The organism is Pseudomonas sp. S04, assembly GCF_009834545.1.
GTDB lineage: Bacteria > Pseudomonadota > Gammaproteobacteria > Pseudomonadales > Pseudomonadaceae > Aquipseudomonas.
Genome location: NZ_CP019427.1, coordinates 1,205,918 through 1,230,048, shown reverse-complemented (window position 1 = coordinate 1,230,048; position 24,131 = coordinate 1,205,918). Strand labels below are relative to the sequence as shown.

At 62.4% G+C, this 24,131-nt stretch carries 20 protein-coding genes; 8 read left to right on the top strand and 12 right to left on the bottom strand.

The features are described from left to right. The first annotated feature begins 148 nt into the window (after window positions 1-148). The 4 genes from PspS04_RS05270 (at window position 149) to PspS04_RS05255 (ending at window position 5,379) form a co-directional block, all read left to right on the top strand. Window positions 149-2,740, top strand: a complete 2,592-nt coding sequence (locus tag PspS04_RS05270; protein WP_095166769.1) for a glycosyltransferase — start codon at window positions 149-151, stop codon at window positions 2,738-2,740. 212 nt (window positions 2,741-2,952) lie between these two features. Then, complete coding sequence (dapE, locus tag PspS04_RS05265) at window positions 2,953-4,104, top strand: succinyl-diaminopimelate desuccinylase (protein ID WP_095166765.1); 1,152 nt, start codon at window positions 2,953-2,955, stop codon at window positions 4,102-4,104. Continuing rightward, window positions 4,104-4,913: a putative RNA methyltransferase gene (locus tag PspS04_RS05260; protein WP_159994025.1), complete on the top strand. Its 810-nt coding sequence runs from the start codon at window positions 4,104-4,106 to the stop codon at window positions 4,911-4,913. Before dapE ends, PspS04_RS05260 begins: the two co-directional genes overlap by 1 nt. Before the next feature lie 88 nt (window positions 4,914-5,001). Beyond that, window positions 5,002-5,379 carry a hypothetical protein gene (locus tag PspS04_RS05255; protein ID WP_065932867.1) on the top strand — a complete coding sequence of 126 codons (378 nt, stop codon included), beginning with the start codon at window positions 5,002-5,004 and terminating at the stop codon, window positions 5,377-5,379. A 136-nt stretch (window positions 5,380-5,515) separates the two neighbouring features. On the opposite strand, the gene PspS04_RS05250 is transcribed toward PspS04_RS05255, so the two are convergent. Further along, window positions 5,516-5,725, bottom strand: a complete 210-nt coding sequence (locus PspS04_RS05250) for a cold-shock protein (RefSeq protein ID WP_095166762.1) — start codon at window positions 5,723-5,725, stop codon at window positions 5,516-5,518. Between the two features lie 247 nt (window positions 5,726-5,972). Between PspS04_RS05250 and plsB the strand changes: the two genes are divergently transcribed. Continuing rightward, on the top strand, window positions 5,973-8,474 hold the full coding sequence (plsB, locus tag PspS04_RS05245; protein ID WP_159994023.1) for a glycerol-3-phosphate 1-O-acyltransferase PlsB: 2,502 nt from the start codon (window positions 5,973-5,975) through the stop codon (window positions 8,472-8,474). A gap of 51 nt (window positions 8,475-8,525) precedes the next feature. Further along, entirely contained in the window at window positions 8,526-8,924 is a 399-nt protein-coding gene (locus PspS04_RS05240; RefSeq protein WP_159994021.1) for a YbaY family lipoprotein, read from the top strand. Between the two features lie 18 nt (window positions 8,925-8,942). Here PspS04_RS05240 and PspS04_RS05235 read toward each other — a convergent pair whose 3' ends face one another. The 3 genes from PspS04_RS05235 to PspS04_RS05225 all read right to left on the bottom strand — a co-directional run bounded on the left by PspS04_RS05235 (window position 8,943) and on the right by PspS04_RS05225 (window position 14,583). Next, window positions 8,943-10,304 (bottom strand): Fic family protein, encoded by a 1,362-nt coding sequence (locus tag PspS04_RS05235; protein WP_159994019.1) that lies wholly within the window; start codon window positions 10,302-10,304, stop codon window positions 8,943-8,945. Between the two features lie 112 nt (window positions 10,305-10,416). Then, complete coding sequence (locus PspS04_RS05230; RefSeq protein ID WP_095166755.1) at window positions 10,417-13,476, bottom strand: efflux RND transporter permease subunit; 3,060 nt, start codon at window positions 13,474-13,476, stop codon at window positions 10,417-10,419. Between the two features lie 6 nt (window positions 13,477-13,482). After that, entirely contained in the window at window positions 13,483-14,583 is a 1,101-nt protein-coding gene (locus PspS04_RS05225; RefSeq protein ID WP_159994017.1) for an efflux RND transporter periplasmic adaptor subunit, read from the bottom strand. 94 nt (window positions 14,584-14,677) lie between these two features. On the opposite strand from PspS04_RS05225, the gene PspS04_RS05220 reads away from it, so the two are divergent. After that, complete coding sequence (locus PspS04_RS05220) at window positions 14,678-15,313, top strand: TetR/AcrR family transcriptional regulator (protein ID WP_159994015.1); 636 nt, start codon at window positions 14,678-14,680, stop codon at window positions 15,311-15,313. 41 nt (window positions 15,314-15,354) lie between these two features. Here the strand turns inward: PspS04_RS05220 and PspS04_RS05215 are convergent, their stop codons facing one another. Beyond that, a complete protein-coding gene (locus PspS04_RS05215) occupies window positions 15,355-16,137 on the bottom strand; it encodes a class I SAM-dependent methyltransferase (protein ID WP_159994013.1) in 783 nt (260 codons plus the stop codon). Between the two features lie 93 nt (window positions 16,138-16,230). Here PspS04_RS05215 and PspS04_RS05210 point away from each other — a divergent pair, with 93 nt between their 5' ends. Next, complete coding sequence (locus tag PspS04_RS05210; RefSeq protein ID WP_159994012.1) at window positions 16,231-16,851, top strand: energy transducer TonB; 621 nt, start codon at window positions 16,231-16,233, stop codon at window positions 16,849-16,851. 3 nt (window positions 16,852-16,854) lie between these two features. Here the strand turns inward: PspS04_RS05210 and PspS04_RS05205 are convergent, their stop codons facing one another. The 7 genes from PspS04_RS05205 to ppc form a co-directional block, all read right to left on the bottom strand. Continuing rightward, window positions 16,855-17,556, bottom strand: coding sequence for an extensin-like domain-containing protein (locus tag PspS04_RS05205; protein ID WP_442966617.1), 702 nt, complete (start codon window positions 17,554-17,556; stop codon window positions 16,855-16,857). A 13-nt stretch (window positions 17,557-17,569) separates the two neighbouring features. Then, window positions 17,570-18,391: an isocitrate lyase/PEP mutase family protein gene (locus tag PspS04_RS05200; RefSeq protein ID WP_159994009.1), complete on the bottom strand. Its 822-nt coding sequence runs from the start codon at window positions 18,389-18,391 to the stop codon at window positions 17,570-17,572. A 34-nt stretch (window positions 18,392-18,425) separates the two neighbouring features. Beyond that, a complete protein-coding gene (locus PspS04_RS05195) occupies window positions 18,426-19,286 on the bottom strand; it encodes a DUF72 domain-containing protein (RefSeq protein ID WP_159994007.1) in 861 nt (286 codons plus the stop codon). Next, the gene (locus tag PspS04_RS05190; RefSeq protein ID WP_095166743.1) at window positions 19,286-19,582 is read right to left on the bottom strand and encodes a hypothetical protein; all 297 of its coding nucleotides are present in this window, start codon (window positions 19,580-19,582) and stop codon (window positions 19,286-19,288) included. Before PspS04_RS05190 ends, PspS04_RS05195 begins: the two co-directional genes overlap by 1 nt. 153 nt (window positions 19,583-19,735) lie before the next feature. Then, entirely contained in the window at window positions 19,736-20,410 is a 675-nt protein-coding gene (gene tsaB / locus PspS04_RS05185) for a tRNA (adenosine(37)-N6)-threonylcarbamoyltransferase complex dimerization subunit type 1 TsaB (RefSeq protein WP_095166741.1), read from the bottom strand. Window positions 20,411-20,503: 93 nt separating this feature from the next. Then, entirely contained in the window at window positions 20,504-21,151 is a 648-nt protein-coding gene (gene adk, locus PspS04_RS05180) for an adenylate kinase (protein ID WP_095166739.1), read from the bottom strand. Between the two features lie 288 nt (window positions 21,152-21,439). Beyond that, window positions 21,440-24,070, bottom strand: a complete 2,631-nt coding sequence (gene ppc, locus PspS04_RS05175; RefSeq protein WP_159994005.1) for a phosphoenolpyruvate carboxylase — start codon at window positions 24,068-24,070, stop codon at window positions 21,440-21,442. Window positions 24,071-24,131 lie beyond the last annotated feature (61 nt).

Below are 24,131 nucleotides of genomic sequence, written 5' to 3'. Positions count from 1 at the left end.
GTAAGAACTAATGTGAAAGTAGGTTGCCCAATGTCCGGCATTTCCCTGTCTGCTATACGGTCAGTGAAGGCCCAGTGTAGGATGCGCGCCCTTTGGCGGTAAGCCGACCACCCCCCTCGTTCCGCACCTTTTGGAACCCGAAATAGCCATGTCATCGCGTAAATTTGGACTCAACCTGGTGGTAGTGCTGGCAATCGCCGCGCTGTTCACTGGTTTCTGGGCGCTGATCAACCGCCCGGTCACGACCCCCAACTGGCCAGAGCAGATCTCCGGTTTTTCCTACTCGCCGTTCCAGCAAGGCCAGTTCCCGCAGAAAAACCAGTTTCCGTCCGACGAAGAAATGCGTCGTGACCTGGAAATCATGAGCAAGCTGACCGATAACATCCGCACCTACTCCGTCGACGGCACCCTGGGCGACATTCCCAAGCTGGCGGAAGAGTTCGGCCTGCGCGTGACCCTCGGCATCTGGATCAGCCCGGACCTGGAACGCAACGAACGGGAGATCCTGCGCGCCATCGAGATTGCCAACACCTCGCGCAGCGTGGTGCGGGTAGTGGTCGGTAACGAAGCGATTTTCCGCAAGGAAATCACCGCCGAGCAGCTCAGCGTGATCCTCGATCGGGTGCGCGCCGCGGTCAAAGTCCCGGTAACCACCTCCGAGCAATGGCACGTCTGGGAAGAAAACCCGATGCTGGCCAAGCACGTCGACCTGATCGCCGCCCACGTCCTGCCCTACTGGGAGTTCGTCCCGGTGGACCAGGCAGGCCAGTTCGTCCTGGACCGCGCCCGCGACCTGAAGAAGATGTTCCCGAAAAAACCCCTGCTGCTCTCCGAAGTGGGTTGGCCGAGCAACGGTCGCATGCGCGGCGGTGCCGATGCCACTCCCGCTGACCAGGCGATTTACCTGCGCACCCTGGTCAACAAGCTCAACCGCCAGGGCTTCAACTACTTCGTGATTGAAGCTTTTGACCAGCCGTGGAAAGCCAGCGATGAAGGCTCGGTAGGCGCCTATTGGGGCGTGTTCAACGCTGCGCGCCAGCAGAAGTTCAACTTTGAAGGCCCGGTCGTCGCGATCCCCCAATGGCGGGTACTCGCCATCGGCTCCGTGGTCCTGGCGCTGCTGTCCCTGACCCTGTTGATGATCGACGGCTCGGCCCTGCGCCAGCGTGGCCGGACCTTCCTGACCTTCATCGCGTTCCTTTGCGGTTCGGTGCTGGTGTGGATCGGCTACGACTACAGCCAGCAATACAGCACCTGGTTCAGCCTGACGGTGGGCTTCCTGCTCGCGCTCGGTGCCCTGGGGGTGTTTATCGTGTTGCTCACCGAGGCCCATGAACTGGCCGAGGCGGTGTGGATTCACAAGCGCCGGCGCGAGTTCCTGCCGGTCCTGGGTGATTCGAACTACCGCCCCAAAGTGTCGATTCACGTGCCCTGCTACAACGAGCCGCCGGAAATGGTCAAACAGACCCTCGACGCCCTGGCCAACCTCGATTACCCGGACTTTGAAGTCCTGATCATCGACAACAACACCAAGGACCCGGCGGTCTGGGAACCAGTGCGCGACTACTGCGCAACCCTCGGCCCGCGCTTCAAGTTCTTCCACGTCGCGCCCCTGGCCGGTTTCAAGGGTGGCGCGCTGAATTACCTGCTGCCGCACACCGCCAAGGACGCCGAAGTGATCGCGGTGATCGACTCCGACTACTGCGTGCACCCCAACTGGCTCAAGCACATGGTGCCGCACTTCGCCGATCCGAAAATCGCCATCGTGCAGTCGCCACAGGACTATCGCGACCAGAACGAAAGCACCTTCAAGAAGCTCTGCTACGCCGAATACAAGGGCTTCTTCCATATCGGCATGGTCACGCGCAACGACCGCGATGCGATCATCCAGCACGGCACCATGACCATGACCCGCCGTACCGTGCTCGAAGAGCTCGGCTGGGCCGACTGGTGCATCTGCGAAGACGCCGAGCTGGGCTTGCGGGTATTCGAGAAAGGCCTGTCGGCGGCGTACTACCACGACAGCTACGGCAAGGGCCTGATGCCCGATACCTTCATCGACTTCAAGAAGCAGCGTTTCCGCTGGGCCTACGGCGCGATCCAGATCATCAAGCGCCACACCGCCAGCCTGATCCGCGGCAAGGACACCGAACTGACCCGTGGCCAGCGCTACCACTTCCTCGCGGGCTGGTTGCCGTGGGTGGCCGACGGCATGAACATCTTCTTTACCGTGGGCGCCCTGTTGTGGTCGGCGGCGATGATCATCGTGCCGCACCGGGTCGACCCGCCGCTGTTGATTTTCGCGATCCCGCCCCTGGCGTTGTTCGTGTTCAAGGTCGGCAAGATCATCTTCCTCTACCGTCGTGCGGTGGGGGTCAACCTCAAGGATGCATTCTGCGCGGCGCTGGCCGGCCTGGCGTTGTCCCACACCATCGCCAAGGCGGTGCTGTACGGTTTCTTCACCAGCAGCATTCCGTTCATCCGCACGCCGAAAAATGCCGACAGCCACGGCTTCTGGCTGGCCATTTCGGAAGCCCGTGAAGAGATGTTCATCATGTTTCTGTTGTGGGGCGCGGCGCTGGGCATCTGCCTGGTGCAAGGCTTGCCAAGCAACGACATGCGCTTCTGGGTGACCATGCTGCTGGTGCAGTCGCTGCCGTACCTGGCGGCGCTGATCATGGCCTTCCTGTCGTCGCTGCCAAAACCTTCGGCCGAGGTGCAAACCCAACCAGCGGTCTAAATCTGTAGCGATGCACTAAACGGCGGCCAATGGTCGCCGTTTTGCTTTAAGATATCCGCCATTTTGCGCGCCCTGGCCCAAGAGCCAAACCCAATACCTGTAGGAGCGAGCTTGCTCGCGATGAGTCCGTCACATTCAACCTCTATGTTGAGGCTGGTTGCGCTATCGCGAGCAAGCTCGCTCCTACACATTTAGATCTTCCGGAGTCCTACATGACGGCCCACGCCGACCTTTCGCCGACCCTCCAACTCGCCATCGACCTGATTCGTCGTCCATCGGTGACGCCGATCGATGCCGATTGCCAGAAGCAGATGATGCAGCGTCTGGGCGATGCCGGTTTTCTACTGGAGCCGATGCGCATCGAAGATGTGGATAACTTCTGGGCCACCCACGGCCAGCAGGAAGGTCCGGTGCTGTGCTTCGCCGGTCACACCGACGTGGTGCCAACCGGTCCGGTGGCGGCCTGGCAGATCGACCCGTTCGACGCGTTGATCGACGAACACGGCATGCTCTGCGGGCGTGGCGCAGCCGACATGAAGGGCAGCCTGGCGGCAATGACCGTGGCGGCCGAACGGTTTGTCGCCGATTACCCGAACCACAAGGGCAAGGTTGCCTTCCTGATCACCAGCGACGAAGAAGGCCCGGCACACCACGGCACCAAGGCGGTGGTCGAGCGCCTGGCTGCGCGCCAGGAGCGTCTGGACTGGTGCATCGTTGGCGAGCCATCGAGCACCACCCTGGTGGGTGACGTGGTCAAGAACGGTCGCCGTGGCTCCCTGGGCGCCAAGCTGACCGTGCGCGGCGTGCAAGGTCACGTGGCCTATCCGCACCTGGCGAAGAACCCGATCCACCTCGCCGCCCCGGCCCTGGCCGAACTGGCCGCTGAGCACTGGGATCACGGCAACGACTTTTTCCCGCCGACCAGCTTCCAGATTTCCAACGTCAATTCCGGCACCGGCGCGACCAACGTGATCCCCGGCGACCTGGTGGCGGTGTTCAACTTCCGCTTCTCCACTGAGTCCACCGTTGAAGGCCTGCAACAGCGGGTCGCCGTGATCCTCGACAAGCACGGCCTGGACTGGCACATCGACTGGGCCCTGTCCGGCCTGCCGTTCCTCACCGAACCCGGCGCTTTGCTGGATGCCGTTGCCTCGAGCATCAAGGACATCACCGGTCGCGACACCCACGCGTCCACCAGCGGCGGCACGTCGGACGGGCGTTTTATCGCCACCATGGGCACCCAGGTGGTCGAGCTCGGCCCGGTCAACGCGACGATCCACCAGGTCAACGAGCGGGTCCTCGCCAGCGATCTCGACGTGCTGACCGAAATCTACTACCAGACCCTGATCAAGTTGCTCGCCTGATGCTCGCCTGCCCTATCTGCAGCGCGCCGCTGAGCGCGCTCGACAACGGTGTGACGTGCCCGGCCGGGCACCGTTTCGACCGCGCCCGCCAGGGTTACCTGAACTTGCTGCCGGTACAGCACAAGAACAGCCGTGACCCGGGTGATAACCAGGCCATGGTCGAAGCCCGACGCGACTTCCTCAACGCCGGGCATTACGCCCCGGTGGCCAAGCGCCTGGCTGAACTGGCCGCCGAACGCGCGCCGCAACGCTGGCTGGATATCGGCTGTGGCGAGGGTTACTACACCGCGCAGATCGCCGCAGCCCTGCCCACCGCCGATGGCTATGCCCTGGATATCTCCCGCGAAGCGGTGAAGCGCGCCTGCAAGCGCAATCCACAGCTGACCTGGTTGATCGCCAGCATGGCCCGGGTGCCGTTGGCCGACGCCAGCTGCCAGTTCCTGGCCAGCGTCTTCAGCCCGCTCGACTGGCAGGAGGCCAAGCGCCTGCTCAGCCCTGGCGGCGGCCTGATGAAAGTCGGCCCGACCAGCGGTCACCTGATGGAATTGCGTGAGCGCCTGTACGACGAAGTCCGTGAGTACACCGATGACAAGCACCTGGCGCTGGTGCCGCAAGGCATGACCCTGCAACACAGCGAGACCCTGGACTTCAAATTGAACCTGGTACACCCCCAGGATCGTGCCAACCTGCTGGCCATGACCCCCCACGGCTGGCGCGCCAGCGCCGAACGCCGGGCGGCCGTGATCGAACAGGCCGAGCCGTTCGAGGTCAGTGTGTCGATGCGCTACGATTACTTCGTACTGCAATAACCCTTTAACTAACTTTTGGCCCCCGCCAATGGCGTGGGCCGGCTAAATCCGCGAATGGATTTTTCGAAACTTGCCGTGAGGAACATCCATGCGCCAACCCGATATCGAGATTTACCTCAAAGACGCCGACGTCGACTACAAGGCCATCGCTGCCTGGCTCGGCGCTGCGCTGGGCCCTTGCACCGACTGGGTGCAGAAAGGCCAGACCTATAAGTGCAAGGCCGGCAACGTGCCCGTTACCTGGCTGCCAAAAGCCGTGGGCAAGTGGAACAGCCTGTACCTGGAAAGCGACCAGACCCCATGGGACGACGACATCGCCTGCGCCCGCGCCGCGTTTGCCGCGCTGAACGTCGAAGTACGCTGCGCGCCGGGGACCTGGGTCGAGGAAGAAGGTGAGGAGTCGGCTGATCGCTGGATGCGCATCAGCGCTGACGGTGAAGAAGAGATCACCTGGAAAACCGCATAAAAGCCTGGACACCGCCCCTGTAGGAGCGAGCTTGCTCGCGATGGTCGTCAACGATAACGCGTCAATTCAGCAAAAGCGCGGTGTCCTTGAGTTCTTCGCGAGCAAGCTCGCTCCTACAGTGGTTTTTGCGCGGGGATTACAGACCGACCACATCCTCAGCCTGCAACCCCTTCTGCCCGTCCACCACGGCGTATTCCACCTGCTGGCCCTCGACCAGCGAGCGGTGGCCTTCGCCACGGATCGCACGGTAGTGCACGAACACATCGGCTCCCCCCTCACGCTGGATGAAGCCATAACCCTTGGCGTCGTTGAACCACTTCACGTTGCCGGTCTCGCGCGTTGCCATCAATCAGTACTCCCATTTTTATTATTAAGTCGGCTTGTTCATGGACAAGCCTGTAGTACGTTTGCCAGGACTCGATGATCGGTAAACATCCGGGTCGATAGTGGCAAACGGCTGGCCGAGTATATGCCAGCCGCAAAAACTCTCAACTCAACAATACTTCGCCACCTTTTTGCCGATTTTCGACGAATACGGCACACTAGCGGCCCCGAGCGCTTGCTCGGTTTATCCAACTCAAAGCAGAAGCCGTATGACCCGCTCCCCGCTCCGCCGTCTAGTGTTTGGCACCTTGCGCCGACTGTTGTACCTCTGGGTCCGCTCGGAGACGATTAACCAGTCGTCCTTTACCCTCAACCTCGACCGCAGTCGCCCGGTGTTCTACGTCCTGCAAAACCCCTCACTGACCGACCTCGCCGTGCTCGACACCGAGTGCACCAAGGCCGGTCTGCCGCGTCCGGTGCTGCCGGTGTCGGTAGGCAGCCTGCTGGAGCCGGCCGCGTTCTTCTACCTGACACCGGAGCCGGACTGGCTCGGCCGCCAGGACAAGCGCGGCGCACCGCCGACCCTGACCCGCCTGGTCAGCGCCCTGAGCCAGAACGCCGTCGAAGACGCGCAGATCATTCCGGTCAGCGTGTTCTGGGGCCAGTCGCCAGACAGCGAATCGAGCCCATGGAAGCTGCTGTTCGCCGACAGCTGGGCCGTCACCGGCCGCCTGCGTCGCCTGCTGAGTATCATGATCCTGGGACGCAAGACCCGGGTGCAGTTCTCCGCACCGATTCACTTGCGCGAATTGATCGACCACAACAAGGGCCACGAACGCACCGTGCGCATGGCCCAGCGCATCCTGCGGGTGCACTTTCGCAACCTCAAGGCCGCGGTGATCGGCCCGGACATTTCCCACCGCCGCAACCTGGTCAAGGGCCTGCTCAACCAGCCGCTGGTCAAACAGGCGATCCTCGACGAAGCCGAGCGCGAGAACATTTCGCCGGAAAAAGCCAAGGCCCAGGCCCTGCGGTACGGCAACGAGATCGCCTCGGACTACACCTACACCGCGATCCGTTTTCTGGAAGTGGTGCTGAGCTGGTTCTGGAACAAGATCTACGACGGCATCAAGGTCAACCACATCGAGGGCGTGCAGAAGGTCGCCCAGGGTCACGAAGTGATCTACGTGCCGTGCCACCGCAGCCACATCGACTACCTGCTGCTGTCCTACCTGTTGTTTCGCAACGGCCTGACCCCGCCGCACATCGCCGCCGGGATCAACCTCAACATGCCGGTGATCGGTGGCCTGCTGCGCCGTGGCGGGGCGTTTTTCATGCGTCGCACCTTCAAGGGCAACCCGCTCTACACCTCGGTGTTCAACGAATACCTGCACACCCTGTTCACCAAGGGCTTCCCGGTGGAGTACTTCGTCGAGGGCGGCCGCTCGCGCACCGGGCGCATGCTGCAACCCAAGACCGGGATGCTGGCCATCACCCTGCGCAGCTTCCTGCGCTCGTCGCGCATGCCCATCGTCTTCGTGCCGGTCTATATCGGCTACGAACGGGTGCTGGAAGGCCGTACCTACCTGGGTGAATTGCGCGGTGCGAGCAAGAAGAAAGAGTCGATCTTCGATATCTTCAAAGTCATCGGCGCACTCAAGCAGCGCTTCGGCCAGGTCGCGGTGAACTTCGGCGAACCGATCAAACTGGCCGAGTTTCTCGACAGCGAGCAACCGGACTGGCGCAGCCAGGACCTGGGCCCGCAGTTCAAGCCCGCCTGGCTCAACGAAACCACCAACCGCCTGGGCGAGCGTGTAGCACGTCACCTCAACGAGGCGGCGGCGATCAACCCGGTCAACCTGGTGGCCCTGGCATTACTCTCCACCAGCCGCCTGGCGCTGGACGACCGGGCCATGGCGCGGGTGCTCGACCTCTATTTGGCGCTGCTGCGCCGTGTACCTTACTCACCGCACACCACCTTGCCCGAAGGCGACGGCCGCGCGCTGATCGAACACGTCAAGGACATGGACCTGCTGTCCGAACAAAGCGATGCACTGGGCAAGATTCTCTATCTGGATGAGCAAAACGCCGTCCTGATGACCTACTACCGCAACAACGTGCTGCACATCTTCGCCCTGCCGGCATTGCTCGCCAGCTTCTTCCAGAGCGCCTCGCGGATGAACCGCGAACAGATCCTGCGCTATACCCGCGCGCTGTACCCGTACCTGCAATCGGAGTTGTTCATTCGCTGGTCGCTGGACGAACTGGACGCGGTAATCGACCAATGGCTGGAAGCCTTTGTCGAGCAAGGCCTGCTGCGCCTGGAAAACGATGTGTACCTGCGGCCGGCCCCCAGCTCGCGACATTTCGTGTTGCTGACCCTGCTGTCCAAGAGCATCGCCCAGACCCTGCAGCGTTTCTACATGGCCATCTCGCTGCTGCTCAACAGCGGCCAGAACACCCTCAGCGCCGAAGAACTGGAGGACCTGTGCACAGTCATGGCCCAGCGCCTGTCGATCCTGCACGGCCTCAACGCTCCCGAGTTCTTCGACAAGAGCCTGTTTCGCCACTTCATCCAGACCCTGCTCGACCTCGACGTGCTGCGGCGCGACGAAGCCGGCAAGCTCAGCCATCACGAGTTGCTGGGGGAGTTGGCCGAAGGCGTGGCCAAACGTGTATTACCGGCGGAAATTCGCCTGTCGATCCGCCAGGTCGCGCTGCATCGCAGTGAAGATGCCGCCGATCAACCTGAAACGCCACCGACTGTCTAAATGAATCAGGGCGCCAGTCTGATACTGGAGCCCTCGCTACGGAGATCCGTGATGAAAAAACTCACCCTGCTCGCCGCCGCCGCCCTGCTTACCGCTTGCCAGACACCCTCCTCCGAGCCCAAGGCCTCCCTGGACGGGGAAGTCTTCTACCTGCAACGCATCGCTTTGCCGCCGACTGCGACCTTGAGTGTCAGCCTGCAGGACGTGTCCCTCGCCGATGCACCGGCCCGGGTGATTGATGAACACAAAGGCCCGGTTCAAGGCCAGGTCCCCCTGAAGTTCCACCTCAGCTACGATCCCCTGCAAGTTGAACCTGGCCACCGCTACTCGGTGAGCGCGCGGATCGAAAACGACGGCAAGCTGCTGTTCATCACCACCGAACATCACGCCGTGCAACTGGACGGCAAGGATCCCCAGCCGCTGCAAGTGCGCGTCGACGCCGTACGCTAAGGAACTCTGTAGCAGCTGTTACGAGCTGCTTCGGTCTGCTTGAATGTGCAATGCGTCACGCAGAAAGAACACCCACTCGCGCCCCATCTTTTTCTTCTCGAACACCTTGAGTTCGACCAGACCGTTCAGTGTGCTGGCAGCGGTGTTGTAAGAGCAGTTCAGGTTCTCCTTCACATTGACGGCGGTGAACTCTTTGGCCATGCCACTCTTGGCTACCTGAAATACCGTTCGTTGCTTGTCCGTCAATTGCTTGAACAGTCCCGACTCCTCAAGCCAACGATCAAATCCTTGGGCATAGACCAGACTCTTGCGATACACCGCCGAAAACTCGGTGACTGCGCGCAATATGACCGAGCACTGATGGTCGATGAAATACGTCAGGTCCAGCCCATCACTTTCGGTAGCCAGGTAGGAGCGACCGTACTTCACAGGTGCATTGCGCAACAGAATGCTGATAGCAATGTAGCGAAACGCGGAAAAATCATTCTTGAACATGAACCAGTAAAACAGCGCCCGCGCCACCCGACCGTTGCCATCGCGAAATGGATGCTCATAACCCATCGCAAAATGCAGGGCGATAGCCTTGATCATCGGGTGCACATAGTCGGCCTGCAACGGGTCGTTTTGCGACTGGTTGATCCAATGTGCCAAACCGCTGAGGCGAGCGCCGATGCCTGATGCCGGAGGTGGCGTATGGACGGTATTGCCCTCACCGTCCTGCACCACGACGTCATCATTGCTGCGAAAAAGCCCCGGCGAATACTGCGCATCGTCGATACCTTCGACCCCCACGCGATGCAGCTGGCTGATGAGTTCGAGGCTCAACGGCTCATAACGTCTCTCCCAGGCAAACGTCATCATCTTGTAGTTGCCAATGACCATCCGCTCATCCGCAGAGCGAGGCAGGCGATTGCGCTTGAGCATGTCCTTGGCCACCTGCGTGGTGGTCGCAGCGCCTTCCAGCTGGCTACTGCTGATGGCTTCGTCTTCGATCAAGTCATTGAGCAAGTAGCTGAAATGCGCCGTCTCACCGATGTGATGAGTCATGTACTCCAGCGCGGCAGTGGTTGCCTGACGGTCGACCACCGACAGGGTTTTCTGCGCCAGTGGGGTGAGGATGAAGTGAGTCCATTGGTTGGGCTCCCCCAATGGCAGCAGTTGGCTGTACTGGGCCATGCGCGCCTTTTTCACCAAGGCCCAACACAGCGTCGTATCCAGGCCTGGCGGCCAGCGATAACGCAGCTCATCGAATGGCAAATAACGACCCTGACTATCCAGTGGCTTGAGCAGGGCCAAATACTGCACGAGCTTTTCTTTGTAGGGTGAGATCCCAAGTTTTTCTAGAACGTCGGGATCTACGGTGGGCGGACCCTTGATCATCTCTGTCTCAAAAAATAATAAAACTGAGACAGAAGTACAACACACCAACGACCTTGTCTCAACATTCTTAAATATTGAGACAAGGAACGCCGATCAACTGCCAGTCAAATCCTCACTCTCTCTTCACCCTGAACCACGCCGCATACAGTGCCGGCAGGAACAACAGGGTCAGGGCCGTGGCGACGATCAGGCCGCCCATGATGGCCACGGCCATCGGGCCGAAGAACACGCTGCGCGACAGCGGGATCATCGCCAGCACGGCCGCCAGCGCCGTCAGCACGATGGGCCGGAAGCGTCGCACCGTGGCTTCGATGATCGCCTGCCAAGGCTTGAGACCGGCCCGAATGTCCTGTTCGATCTGGTCCACCAGGATCACCGAGTTACGCATGATCATCCCCGACAAGGCGATGGTGCCCAGCATCGCCACAAAACCGAACGGCTGGCGAAACACGATCAGGAACAGGGTGACGCCGATCAGCCCCAGCGGCGCCGTCAGGAACACCATCGCGGTGCGCGAGAAGCTGCGCAATTGCAGCATCAGCAAGGTCAGCACCACCACAATGAACAGCGGCACACCGGCCTTCACCGAGTTCTGGCCGCGGGCCGAGTCTTCCACCGTGCCGCCAACATCCAGCAGGTAGCCGTCGGGCAGTTCAGCGCGAATCGGCGCCAGGGTCGGCAAGATCTGCTGGACCAGGGTGGCCGGTTGTTCCTTGCCGTAGATATCGGCGCGCACCGTCACGTTGGGCAAGCGGTCGCGGTGCCAGATGATGCCCTCCTCAAAGCCGTATTCCAGGGTCGCGACCTGGGACAGCGCCACGCTCTTGCCGTTATCGGTCGGCACCGCCAGGCTCGACAGCAGCGACAGTTCGCTGCGTTCGTGCAAGGTGCCGCGCAAGAGGATTTCGATCAACTCGTTGTCTTCGCGGTACTGGCTGACGCTGGAACCGGTCAGCGAGCTTTGCAAAAACTTCGACAGGTTGGCCGTACTCACGCCCAGTGCCCGGGCCCGGTCCTGATCGACATTGAGGTACACCACCTTGCTCGGCTCTTCCCAATCCAGGTGCACATTGACCACATGGGGGTTCTCACGCACCTTGGCCGCCACTTTGCGGGCCAGGGCACGCACCTCCTCGATGTGCTCGCCGGTCACCCGGAACTGCACCGGGTAACCCACCGGCGGGCCGTTTTCCAGGCGCGTCACCCGTGAGCGCAATGCCGGAAACTGCTCATTGAGGGTTTCGATCAGCCAGGTCCGCAGGTTCTCCCGCTCCTCGATGGTATTGGCCAGCACCACGAACTGGGCAAAGCTCGCCGCCGGCAATTGCTGGTCCAGCGGCAGGTAGAAACGCGGCGAACCGGTGCCGATGTAGGCCACGTAGTTTTCGATGCCGGCGTGTTCCTTGACCAATGCCTCCAGGCGCTTGACCTCGGCGGTGGTATTGCTCAGGGAGGCACCTTCGGCCAGCTTCAGGTCGACCATCAACTCCAGGCGGCCAGAGGCGGGAAAGAACTGCTGCGGGACAAACCGGAACAGCACCACCGAGGCCACGAACAGCACGACGGTCAGTGCAATCACCGTTTTACGCCGGCGCACGCACCACTCCACCAACCGTCGGACCCGTTGATAGAACGGTGTGCCGTAAGGATCGGGCTGACCAGCGCCGTGCTTGGCGGCGTGAATCTTCGCCAGGTCCGGCAGCAGCTTCTCGCCCAGGTACGGCACGAACACCACCGCCGCCACCCAGGACGCCAGCAACGCGATGGTCACCACCTGGAAGATCGAGCGGGTGTATTCGCCGGTACCCGATTGCGCCGTGGCAATCGGCAGGAAGCCGGCGGCAGTGATCAAGGTGCCGGTGAGCATTGGGAAGGCGGTACTGGTCCAGGCATAGCTGGCGGCCTTGAAGCGGTCGTAGCCCTGCTCCATTTTGATCGCCATCATTTCCACGGCAATGATCGCGTCGTCCACCAGCAGCCCCAGGGCCAGCACCAGCGCCCCCAGGGAAATCTTGTGCAGGCCGATGCCCAGGTAATACATGCAGGCAAAGGTCATCGCCAGCACCAGGGGGATCGCCAGGGCAACCACCATGCCGGTGCGCACGCCGAGCGAGAAAAAACTCACCAGCAGGACAATCGCCAGCGCTTCGGCCAACACTTGCACGAACTCACCGACACTGGTTTTCACCGCCGCCGGCTGATCCGAAACCTTGCGCAGCTGCATGCCGGCCGGCAAGTTGTTCTGGATGCGCTCGAACTCCAGTTCCAGGGCCTTGCCCAGTACCAGGATGTCGCCGCCGTCCTTCATCGCCACTGCCAGGCCGATCGCATCTTCGCCCATGAAGCGCATGCGCGGCGCCGGTGGATCGTTGAAACCGCGACGCACATCGGCCACGTCGGCAATCCGCAACGTCCGGTCGCCGACCCGGATTGGAAACCGCTGGATCTGCTCCACCGTCTCGAAGTTGCCCGTGACCCGCAGTTGCAGGCGCTCGCTGCCGGTTTCAAAGAAGCCGGCATTGGACAGCGCGTTCTGCTCCTCCAGCGCCTGCTGCACAGCAGCCAGGGGCAAGCCCAGGGTGGCGAGCTTGACGTTGGACAACTCGATCCAGATCTTCTCGTCCTGCAGCCCGAGCAGCTCGACCTTGCCGACATCCTTGACCCGCTGCAGCTGGATCTGGATCCGGTCGGCATAATCCTTGAGCACCGCGTAATCAAACCCCTCGCCGGTCAGCGCATAGATGTTGCCGAAGGTGGTGCCGAATTCATCGTTGAAGAAGGGTCCCTGGATTCCTGGTGGCAGGGTCTGGCGAATGTCGCTGACCTTCTTGCGCACCTGGTACCACAGCTCGGGAATCTGCTGCGAGTGCATCGAGTCGCGGGCAATGAACGTCACCTGGGATTCGCCGGGGCGCGAAAACGAGACAATGCGCTCGTACTCGCCGGTTTCCATCAGCTTCTTTTCGATGCGTTCAGTGACCTGGCGCGAGACCTCCTGGGCGGTTGCCCCGGGCCAATTGGTCTTGATCACCATGGCCTTGAACGTGAAGGGCGGGTCCTCGCTCTGCCCCAACTTGGTGTAGGACAGGGTGCCAACGACGGCCAGCAGGATCATCAGGAACAGTACGATCTGGCGATTGCGCAACGCCCATGCGGAAAGATTGAAACCCATTGGGTATTACTCCTTGCCCGCCAGATTGACCACGCGGTTGGAGCGATCCACCGGCCGCACCTGCTGGCCGTCGAGGAGCACATGCACACCGGCCGCCACGACCCAGTCGTCGGGGTTCAAGCCCTCGAGCACTGGCACGGTTTTTTCACCGAACGCGCCGACCCGCACCGGGACTTTTTTCAGCTTGTTGTTGGCGCCCACGACCCAGACGTAAGTAGCACCGTTCTCAGCCGTGAGCGCCGACAACGGCACGGTGAGCGCGACCGCATCGGCGCTCTGAATGAACACCCGGGCGCTTTGCCCAAGTTCGGCCGGGACCTTGCCGGCGGTAAAGGTGATACGCGCCGCGAAGGTCCGCGACTTGGGATCGGCGGCGGGCGACAGCTCGCGAATCGTCCCGGCGAAACGCTGGCCCTGCTGGGTCCAGAGTTCGACCGTGACCGGCTGGCCGACCTTGAACCGGCCGAAATGCTGCTCCGGCAGGCTGATCAGCACCTCACGCTCGCCGTCGGTTGCCAGGGTAAAGACCGTTTGCCCGGCACCCACCACTTGCCCGACTTCCACTGCGCGCTTGGCCACCACCCCATCCTGGGGCGCGCGCAATACCGCGTAGCTGGCCTGATTGCTGGCCACATCGAACTCCGCCTTGATTTGCTTGAGGCGTGCTTCACCCGCGCGGTAGAGGTTCTCGGCGTTGTCGTACTGCGAGCGGCTGACCATCTGCCGCTCCATCAGGGTCTTGTACCGGTCGCGTTCGGCGCGTACCAGGTTGAGGTTGGCCGCTGCCGCCGCGACCTGAGCCCGGCTCGCGTCCAGTTGCAGGCGCACGTCCTCGGGGTCGAGTTCGGCCAGTGCCTGGTTGGCCTTGACCCGCTGCCCTTCATCTACCAGTCGTCGGCTGACTTTGCCACCGATGCGAAATGCCAGGTCCGGCTCATAACGCGCTCGGACTTCACCGGGGTAGCTGTCCAGCGCCTGCGCCGAAGGCTCTGGCTGGACCACCATGGCCGGGCGCACGGTGGCCTGCACCGGCTCTTCGTGACCGCATGCCGTTAATAACAGCGCCAGGCTGACTGGCAACGCGAGGGGCAAGGCATAGCGGAACATGGTGAACGACCTTTCGCTAATGGTGCGAGGAATAATTATACTGGGCAGTATGTTATTAATAGCAAACTCACCAGTCCAGTATTAAAAGCGAAAAATGTCCGACAATCTTTCTCCTTCCAACGGCCCCGGCCGCCCCAAAGATCTCGCCAAGCGCGAAGCGATCCTCGAGGCAGCCAAGCGCCTGTTCCTGAGCAACGGTTATGCGAGCACCAGCATGGACGCGGTGGCGGCTGAGGCCGGCGTATCAAAACTGACCGTCTACAGCCACTTCAATGACAAGGAGACGCTGTTCAGTGCCGCGGTCATGGCCAAGTGCGAAGAACAATTGCCCACCCTGTTCTTCGAATTGCCCGAAGGCATGCCGGTAGAAAATGTGTTGCTGAACATTGCCCGGGGCTTTCATCAACTGATCAACAGCGATGAGTCGGTCAACCTGCACCGCCTGATCATGGCCCTGGGCAGCCAGGACCCGAAGCTCTCGCTGATCTTCTTCGACGCCGGCCCGCAACGGATGCTCAACGGTATGGAACGCTTGCTCGGCAAGATCGACCAACTGGGGGCCTTGCGCATCGACAAGCCGCGCAATGCCGCCGAGCACTTCTTTTGCCTGCTCAAGGGCGCGGGGAATTTCCGCCTGCTCTATGGCTGCGGTGAGCCGCCCATCGGCGAGGCGGCCGAAGCCCATGTGCAGGAAGTGGTGGGGTTGTTTATGCGGGCCTATCGGCCATAGGCAGCTGCAAGCTGCAAGCTACAAGCCATGTGGCTTGTAGCTTACGACTTGAGGGCTTTTTTCGGATAGATGTCATACCGGCTGGACTTGCCATCCAACGCATGACTCGGCTTGGGCCCGGCAATGCACGGGGCCTTGCGTGGGCGCTTGACCACGACCCGGTGGCTGGCCAGGGCCAGGGCAGCTTCCAGCAGGGCCGGGGCATCCGCGTCGTCCCCCACTAACGGGCGAAACAGGCGCATTTCCTTTTTCACCAGTGCGGTTTTCTCACGGTGCGGGAACATCGGGTCGAGGTAGATCACCTGCGGCGGTTCGCCTTCCCAGTTGCGCATCAGCTCGATTGAATTGCCCTTGAGCAAGCGCATCCTCGCGACAATCGGCGCTACCTCGAAATCCTCTGCCGCCCGCGCCAGACCATCCTCGAGCAAGGCGCCAATCAACGGCTGGCGTTCGATCAGGCTGATTTCACAGCCCAGGCTGGCCAACACAAAACCGTCCTTGCCCAGTCCCGCCGTGGCATCCAGCACCCTGGGGCGCACGCCCTGGGCGACGCCTACCGCCTTGGCGATCATCTGCCCGCTGCCGCCACCGTACAACCGCCGATGGGCCGCGCCACCCTCGACGAAATCCACCCGCACCGGACCGGGCGCATCCGGCCCCAGTTGCTGCAACTGCAAACCCTGTTCACCCACTTGCAGGGCGAACTCGGCATCGTCCAGTTGCAGCGGCAGGCCCAGGCGCTCGGCCCAATGCAAGGCTTGCGCCTGAAAGCCATCCGCCAGGGCCTGGACTTTGATGCGGCTGGCCGCAGGTTGCTCACTCATCAGAAAACACACTCAAAAAATTAATGATCGGCAAAAACGGCCGATAACCAAACTATCGAGCATTTTGCCAGAGCTGAGCGTCGACCGAGAAAAATGTCAGACATTCAACACGTACCCGCCGGGTTTATTTCGCCTTACCGCGAATACAGCCGGCACAACACCCAAACACTGAGCGGCGTCAGTCACCTGTGGCAGGATTTTTTTGCCCAGGCCCTGGCCGATCAGTTGGGTGACCGGGTACCGGCGGCAGGTGACTACACGCCCGTTGCCATCGATAGCTCGGTTGAGCCCGCTGGCGGCTCCGAGTTGCTGAGCGAGATCGTCAGCCAGCGTGCGTGCAACATCGTCGATACCGAGATCCGCCCGCCCGAACCGTTGTTCCTGCCGATCGCCGAATTCGAGATGCAACTGCTGGACCCGCCAGCCCCGCCCTTCCCGGCTGATGAGATCGTCGCCCAGCAAGCGCAACAGGACTTCGACCACGAGTGGCTGCGTCCGCTGGTGCTCACGGCCGGCCAACCCCTGCCACCCCCAGGCCCGGCTCCGCAACCGCGGGCGCTGTTCCTGCCGATCGCCGAGTTCGAACTGCAACTGCTGCCGCCGCCTGCCCCGCCCTATCCGCCGGAAGAACAGGTCGAACAACAGAAACAACTGGACTTCGACACCCGCTGGGCGCGGCCGATCGTCCTGCACAATCTGCGCATCGCCGCCTGAGTCTCAGCGGCAGACCCACCAGGGCCCCGTATCCAGGTGAAAATGATTGCGATGGGCGGCGTTGTAGTCCGGGCTCAGCACCACGTTGAACACCTCACAGGCGTCATCGCGCACCTGGCGCAAAAACCGCGCGTCGGCGTTGTCCTGTGGCCAGTCCCGCAGCACGTTGACTGTGCGCCCATCGGCCAGGCGAAAACCGGCAATGTCCAGGGCATTGGCCGTGGCGTGCTGGCTGCGTGCAGCTTTTTCCCGGTTGTACATATTGCGGCAGGCAAAGCTGCCCAGGTGATCGACCCGCGCCACCGCCTGGCCGTAGACCGCCTGAGCCGCAGGCTGCAGCGCGTGGCGCTGAAACAGGGCAAAGGCCACAGCCAGGGGGCAGCTGGCGAGAAAGCTGCTGCTCAGCGCCACCTCGCCACCTGACACCCGCAAGGTGTTGTGCAACGGGCAGGTGGCATCGGTCGGGCTGTCCGCCTGGCGGCTGAACTTCAGGCCGGAGGTAGCGAGTACCTGGTCACAGAGTGCCGGGTTATCACGCAGGCGCATCAGCTTGTAGCGCGTCAGCAGGTTCGGCGCCGCCTGCACCTCCAGCGGCGCCCAGGGATTCCACGCCGAGGACACAGGCAACCAGCCCCGCCACACACCGAACAACCCAGCCCCCACCAGCAATAACAGCAGCACCAGGACTTTCAGCCACTTCACCATCACGCCCCGTCAGTCAGCCTTTGAACAGTTGATTGGCCTGCGCATACGGCATCGAGCGCTCGGTGAAGCCAAAGGTGCCGTGTTCCTGAATCTCCCGGGCGGCGCGGAAGAACTCGCCATAGGCCGCCAAGGCCATGGCCGAACCGACGCTGATACGCTTGACCCCCATCTCGTTGAGTTGCGCCACGTTAAGCTTGAGCCCCCCGGACATCAACACGTTGACCGGTTTGGGCGCCACCGCCCGCACGACCGCCAGCACTTCTTCAGCCGTACGCAGGCCGGGGGCATACAGCACATCGGCGCCCGCCTCGGCGAACGCTTGCAGGCGGCGGATGGTATCGGCCAGGTCTGGATTACCGTGCAGGTAATTCTCCGCGCGCGCGGTCAAGGTGAAGGGAAATGGCAGGCTGCGCGCGGCCGCCACCGCCGCCTCGATGCGCGCCACGGCATGCTCGAAGCAGTAGATGGGAGCGTCTTCGCGGCCCGTGGCATCTTCGATCGAGCCGCCGACGGCCCCGGCACTGGCGGCACGCAGCAGGCTTTCGGCGCACTGCGTGGGATCATCGGCAAAGCCGTTTTCGAGGTCGACGGCGACCGGCAAGTCGCTGGCCGCGACAATCGCCCGGACGTTGGCCAGGGTGTCCTCAAGCTTCAGTGCGCCGTCGGGGCGAGCCATGGAAAACGCGTAGCCGGCACTGGTGGTTGCCAGCGCCTGGTAACCCAGGCTGGCGAGCATCCTTGCCGAACCGGCATCCCAGGGATTGGGAATCACAAAGGTCCCGGGACCTTCATGCAAGGCTTTGAACGCTTGGGCTTTGAAGATTTGCGTGGCCATTGGCTCGCTCCTGTCGCGGGGGGGTGGCCCGTCGTCAGAGCAAACCGAGCTGCTCGGCGGCGGGTTCTCTATATAGCTCAGGCAGCGCCGGCAAGCCAGGCAAACGCGTCATCAACCGAGCATGAAAGTGCTGTGCCAACGCGGCTGCCTGCAGGTTGTCGGCAGTGTGCAGGAAGATGTACGGCGTGCGTCCCTCTTCGATCCACTGGGCGATTTTCTCGACCCAGGGCGTCAGGAACGGATCATTGGCCAGCAGCAGCGGATGACCGATGAAGCGCACCTGCGGGCACTGGGTGAACGCTGCCGGGCGAGTCGGCACGTTAGGTTTCTTCGACTGCGCATGCAGGACCCCAGGGTCACTCGAGGTGCAACTGAACAGCGCTCGCGGATCCAGGCAGATCCGCTCAACGCCACGCGCAAGCAACAGGCGATTGAGCTGGCGCTCGGCATCGCCCTTGGCAAAAAAATCCGGATGCCGCACCTCCACCGCCAAGGGCCGCTGCAAACCGTCGATAAACCCGGCGAGTTCCGGCAAGCGTTGCGGGGTAAAGGCCTTCGACAGCTGCAGCCAGAACGGCGCCACCCGCTCACCCAGCGGGCTGAGCAATTGCACGAAAGACTCGGCGCCCGTCAGTTGCTCACGCAGGTCACCGCCGTGGCTGATATCGCTGGGGAACTTGGCGGTAAAACGAAAGTGTCTGGGCATGGTTTGCGCCCAGCGCTCCACCGTCGCCGGTGCTGGGCGCGCATAGAAGGTGGTGTTGCCTTCAACGGCGTTGAACACCTGTGAGTACAACTCCAGGAACTGGTTGGGACGTGCGTCTTGCGGATACAGATACTGGCGCCAGGCGTTTTCGCTCCAGGATGGGCACCCGAGGAAATACGGTAGCGACATCAGATGTGCAGGTCGAGACCCAGCACTTCCATGTCCCAATCGACGAAAGCGGCGGTACTCAGGTAACTGGCCAGGGCCAGCGAGACATGCCGGCTCATCGCACGGTGGTAGAGCAGGTCTTGCGGGCGCGCGGGCAGATTGCTCTGGCGCTGGGCGGCGCGGGCGGCCAGTTGCTCTTCAGAGGGCACTTGCGGTTCGTCGTCGTGGTCCAGGACGGAGTCGTCCACCGTCGCACTGCCCTTGCGAGGCTTGCGGGGGATGGGATAGGACTGCGAGGAAAAACCGTCTACGCGCATAGAGATAAACTCGTTATCAATGATGGCAATTTAGCGGCACTTACTGCGACGCGCAAATTGCCAAGTGATAACTAGAACACATAAAAGGCAAAAGGTTTAAAAGCCCGGGCTGAAAACTGACGATTGACGTCACGTACTGACCCTGACGAGGGCTTAGCGGGCCTTGGGCGTCGCCACTTTGTCGCGCAGGTAAACCGGCTGGGCGTTGTCGGCGACAATCGCTTCACCACGCTCCCAGGCGAACTGCGCCAGGCTCAGCAAGTCCTGGGCGTGGGGCAGCATGCCGGCGTCCTGGCCACTCAGGCTGACGGCGATGCGCTCGGCATAACCCCAACCGGTGCCGGCACCAAACCAGTCGCCCGCCGCATCAGCAGGCAGAGCCGCGACTTCCGGTGGCAGCACCGCCTCAGCGCCGACCAGGCGCATTTCACCGGCGGTTTCGCGGTAGCAACCCCAATAGACTTCATCCATGCGGGCATCGATGGCGGCCGCCACCTGGGTCGCGCCGTGCTCGCGCAACGCGCGCTGCGCCAGCACCGCCAGGTTGGACACCGGCAACACCGGACGATCCAGGGCAAACGCCAGGCCCTGGACCACGCCGATGGCAATCCGTACCCCGGTAAACGCCCCCGGCCCACGGCCAAAGGCAATCGCATCGACCGCCTGCAAGGTGGTGCCGGCCTCGGCCAGCAATTGCTGGATCATCGGCAGCAGCTTCTGCGCATGCAGCCGCGGGATCACCTCGTAATGGCTGGTTACCTTGCCGTTATGCAGCAAGGCAACGGAGCAAGCTTCAGTCGCGGTGTCCAGGGCCAGCAAGGTACTCATCGATGTTTCCGTCAACGTGGTAGAAAAAAGTCCGTCAGTATAAACAACAACGGCCCGCAAGCGGGCCGTTGAACGTAAAGCCAGTGAGCTTTATCAGCTCAGTGCTTCAAGCACCTTGCCGGTGATGGCTTCAACCGAACCAACGCCTGCAATGTGGCTGTACTTCGGCTTGCCCTGGGCAGCCGCGAGATTCTGGTAGAACGCCACCAAAGGCTTGGTCTGGTCGTGGTAGACCGACAGGCGATGACGCACGGTTTCTTCGGTATCGTCTTTGCGCTGCACCAGCTCTTCGCCAGTGATGTCGTCCTTGCCAGCCAGTTTTGGCGGGTTGTAGACGGTGTGGTAAACGCGGCCGCTGGCTTCGTGGACACGACGACCGGCGATACGCTGGACGATTTCTTCGTCGTCGACGGCGATTTCCACCACGTGATCCAGCTCGACGCCTTCGCTGACCAGTGCTTCAGCCTGCGGGATGGTGCGCGGGAAACCGTCGAACAGGAAACCGTTGGCGCAATCTGGCTGCGCGATACGGTCCTTGACCAAGGCGATGATCAGGTCGTCGGAGACCAGGCCACCGGCATCCATGATGCCCTTGGCCTTGATGCCCAGCTCGGTGCCAGCCTTGACCGCCGCACGCAGCATGTCGCCGGTGGAGATCTGCGGAATGGAGAATTTTTCGGTGATGAACTTAGCCTGAGTACCTTTACCGGCCCCGGGAGCTCCCAGCAGAATGACGCGCATCGATGTGCTCCTCAATTTCTTATTTATAAACGATCGGATTCGCCGCTTGGGGCCAATCTCAGAATAGGGTCGTGGGCCGCCCAAACGGCCAAAGGCTGATCAAGATACACAGCAGGCACGGCCCACACAAGCCGCCGAAAGTCGGAGGAACCCGCGCCGGTCCTGCCGTTGCGACGAGGTATTCCAAGTCGCAACCCCATAACAAAGTGTCGCCTGCCAGGCCCCGGCAGCCCTCCTCACCTGCCGGTTGGCGAGGCAGAACGGACTGCCGAGGTTGCCCATCGGCCCTTAGCCGGTGTTGCGCAAACCGGCGGCAATCCCCGCTACAGACACCAGCAACGCCTGTTCCACCGGGCTGCCCTGCGCCACGTCCTGCTGTCGCGAGCGGGCCAGCAGCTCGGCCTGCAATAGATGCAGCGGATCGAGGTAGGTGTTGCGCAGGCGAATGAATTCCAGAGTGTCAGGGCTATGGGCAAGCAACTGCGACTGGCCAGTCAGGCCCAGGACCACGGCGCAGGCCTGCGACAATAGGTCGCGTAAATGCGCCCCCAAAGGCAGCAAATCGGCCTCCACCAGACGCTCGTCGTAGGACCTTGCGATGTCCGCGTCGGCCTTGGCCAGGACCATTTCCAACATGTCGATCCGGGTGCGGAAGAACGGCCATTGCTCGCGCATCTGCGCCAGCAGTTCACCCTCGCCACGGGCCAGCGCCTTGCTCAGCGCCGCTTCCCAACCCAGCCAGGCCGGTAGCATCAGGCGGGTCTGGGTCCAGCCGAAGATCCACGGGATCGCCCGCAGGCTTTCAATGCCTCCGGCCCGGCGCTTGGCCGGGCGACTGCCCAGGGGTAGCCGCCCCAGTTCCTGCTCGGGGGTGGATTGGCGGAAGTATTCGACGAACTGCGGATTCTCCCGTACCACCGCGCGATAAGCGCTCACGCCATCGGCGGCCAGTTCATCCATCAAGCCCCGCCACGCGGGTTCCGGCGGCGGTGGCGGGAGCAATGTCGCCTCCAGCACAGCGGCCAGATAGAGGTTCAGGTTCTGCTCGGCGATGTCCGGCAAGCCGAACTTGAAGCGAATCATCTCGCCCTGCTCGGTGGTACGGAAACGCCCAGCCACCGAACCCGGCGGCTGCGACAGAATCGCCGCATGCGCCGGACCACCGCCACGGCCCACGGTCCCACCGCGACCATGGAACAGCAGCAGTTCGACTTGCTGCTCACGGCAAATATCCACCAGCCGCTCCTGCGCCCGGTATTGCGCCCAGGCCGCCGCGGTGGTGCCGGCGTCCTTGGCCGAGTCGGAGTAACCGATCATCACTTCCTGGGGGCCTTGCAAACGCGCGCGATAGCCGGGCAGCAGCAACAGCTTTTCAATCACCGGCCCGGCGTTGTCCAGGTCCGCCAGGGTTTCGAACAGCGGCACCACGCGCATCGGCCGTAGCACCCCGGCTTCCTTGAGCAGCAGTTGCACGGCGAGCACGTCGGAGGCAGCACCGGCCATGGAGATCACATAGGAGCCCAGCGAAGCCGCCGGTGCGGCGGCGACTTCGCGGCAAGTCGCGAGGACCTCTGCAGTGTCGGCCGAAGGCTTGAAGTGGCTGGGCAGCAGCGGCCGGCGATTGTGCAGCTCAGTCATGAGGAACGCGATGCGCGCCTCCTCGTCCCAATCCTCATACCGCCCCAGGCCGAGGTAATCGGTGATCTCGGTCATCGCCGAGCAATGCCGGATGGAGTCCTGCCGCACGTCCAGGCGCACCAGGAACAGGCCGAAAGTCACGGCCCGGCGCACACAGTCGAGCAGCGGGCCATCGGCAATCACGCCCATGCCACATTCGTGCAGCGACTGGTAGCACAGCTCCAGCGGGTCCAGCAGGTCGCGGTTGTTGTGCAGCACATCGGCCCCGGCCGGGGTATTCGCGGCCAACGAAGCCTGGGCCCAGTTGCGGGTCGCCCGCAGGCGTTCGCGCAATTGCTTGAGCACCGCCCGGTAAGGCTCGGCACTGTCGCCGGCCTTGGCCTGCAGCGCCGCGCTGGCCTGTTGCATCGACAGGTCGGCTGCCAGTTGATCGACGTCACGCAGGTACAAGTCTGCCGCCATCCAGCGTGCCAGCAGCAACACCTCACGGGTCACCGCCGCCGTCACATTGGGATTGCCGTCGCGGTCGCCGCCCATCCAGGAGGCGAAGCGGATCGGCGCGGCTTCCAGTGGCAAACGCAGGCCGGTGGCGGTCTGCAGGGCCAGGTCGGCCTTGCGTAGGTAATTGGGAATCGCCTGCCACAGCGAATGTTCGATCACCGCGAACCCCCACTTGGCTTCGTCGACCGGGGTGGGTCGGGTGCGGCGGATTTCTTCGGTGTGCCAGGCCTCGGCGATCAAGCGCTGCAAGCGTTGGTGGATCTGCTCGCGCTCGGCGCTGGTGAGGTCGCGATGGTCCTGCGCGGCCAGTTGCGCGGCAATTGCGTCGTACTTCTGGATCAGGGTCCGGCGCGCTACTTCGGTGGGGTGCGCGGTGAGCACCAACTCAATCTCCAGCCGGCCCAATTGCCGCGCCAGTGATTCGCCACTGTGACCCTCGGCCCGCAGCCGGGCCAGCAGTTGCGGCAGGACCCGCGCCTCGAACGGCGCCGGCTGCGACTCTTCGCGGCGATGGATCAACTGGTACTGCTCGGCGATGTTCGCCAGGTTGAGGAACTGGTTGAACGCCCGCGCTACCGGCAGCAGTTCGTCCTCACTCAGCTGGTTGAGGCTGGCGCTCAGTTCGGCATCCATGGAGCCACGACGGTCAGCCTTGGCACCCTTGCGAATCTGCTCGATCTTGTCGAGAAAACCATCCCCGTACTGTGCGCGGATGGTGTTGCCCAACAGCTCACCCAAGAGGTGAACATCTTCGCGCAAGCGTGCATCGATATCGGTCATCAGCAGTTCTCCAGCGAGTGGCGGTCAGCTATCAGGCGCAGTCCTTGAGGCTCAAGAGTGC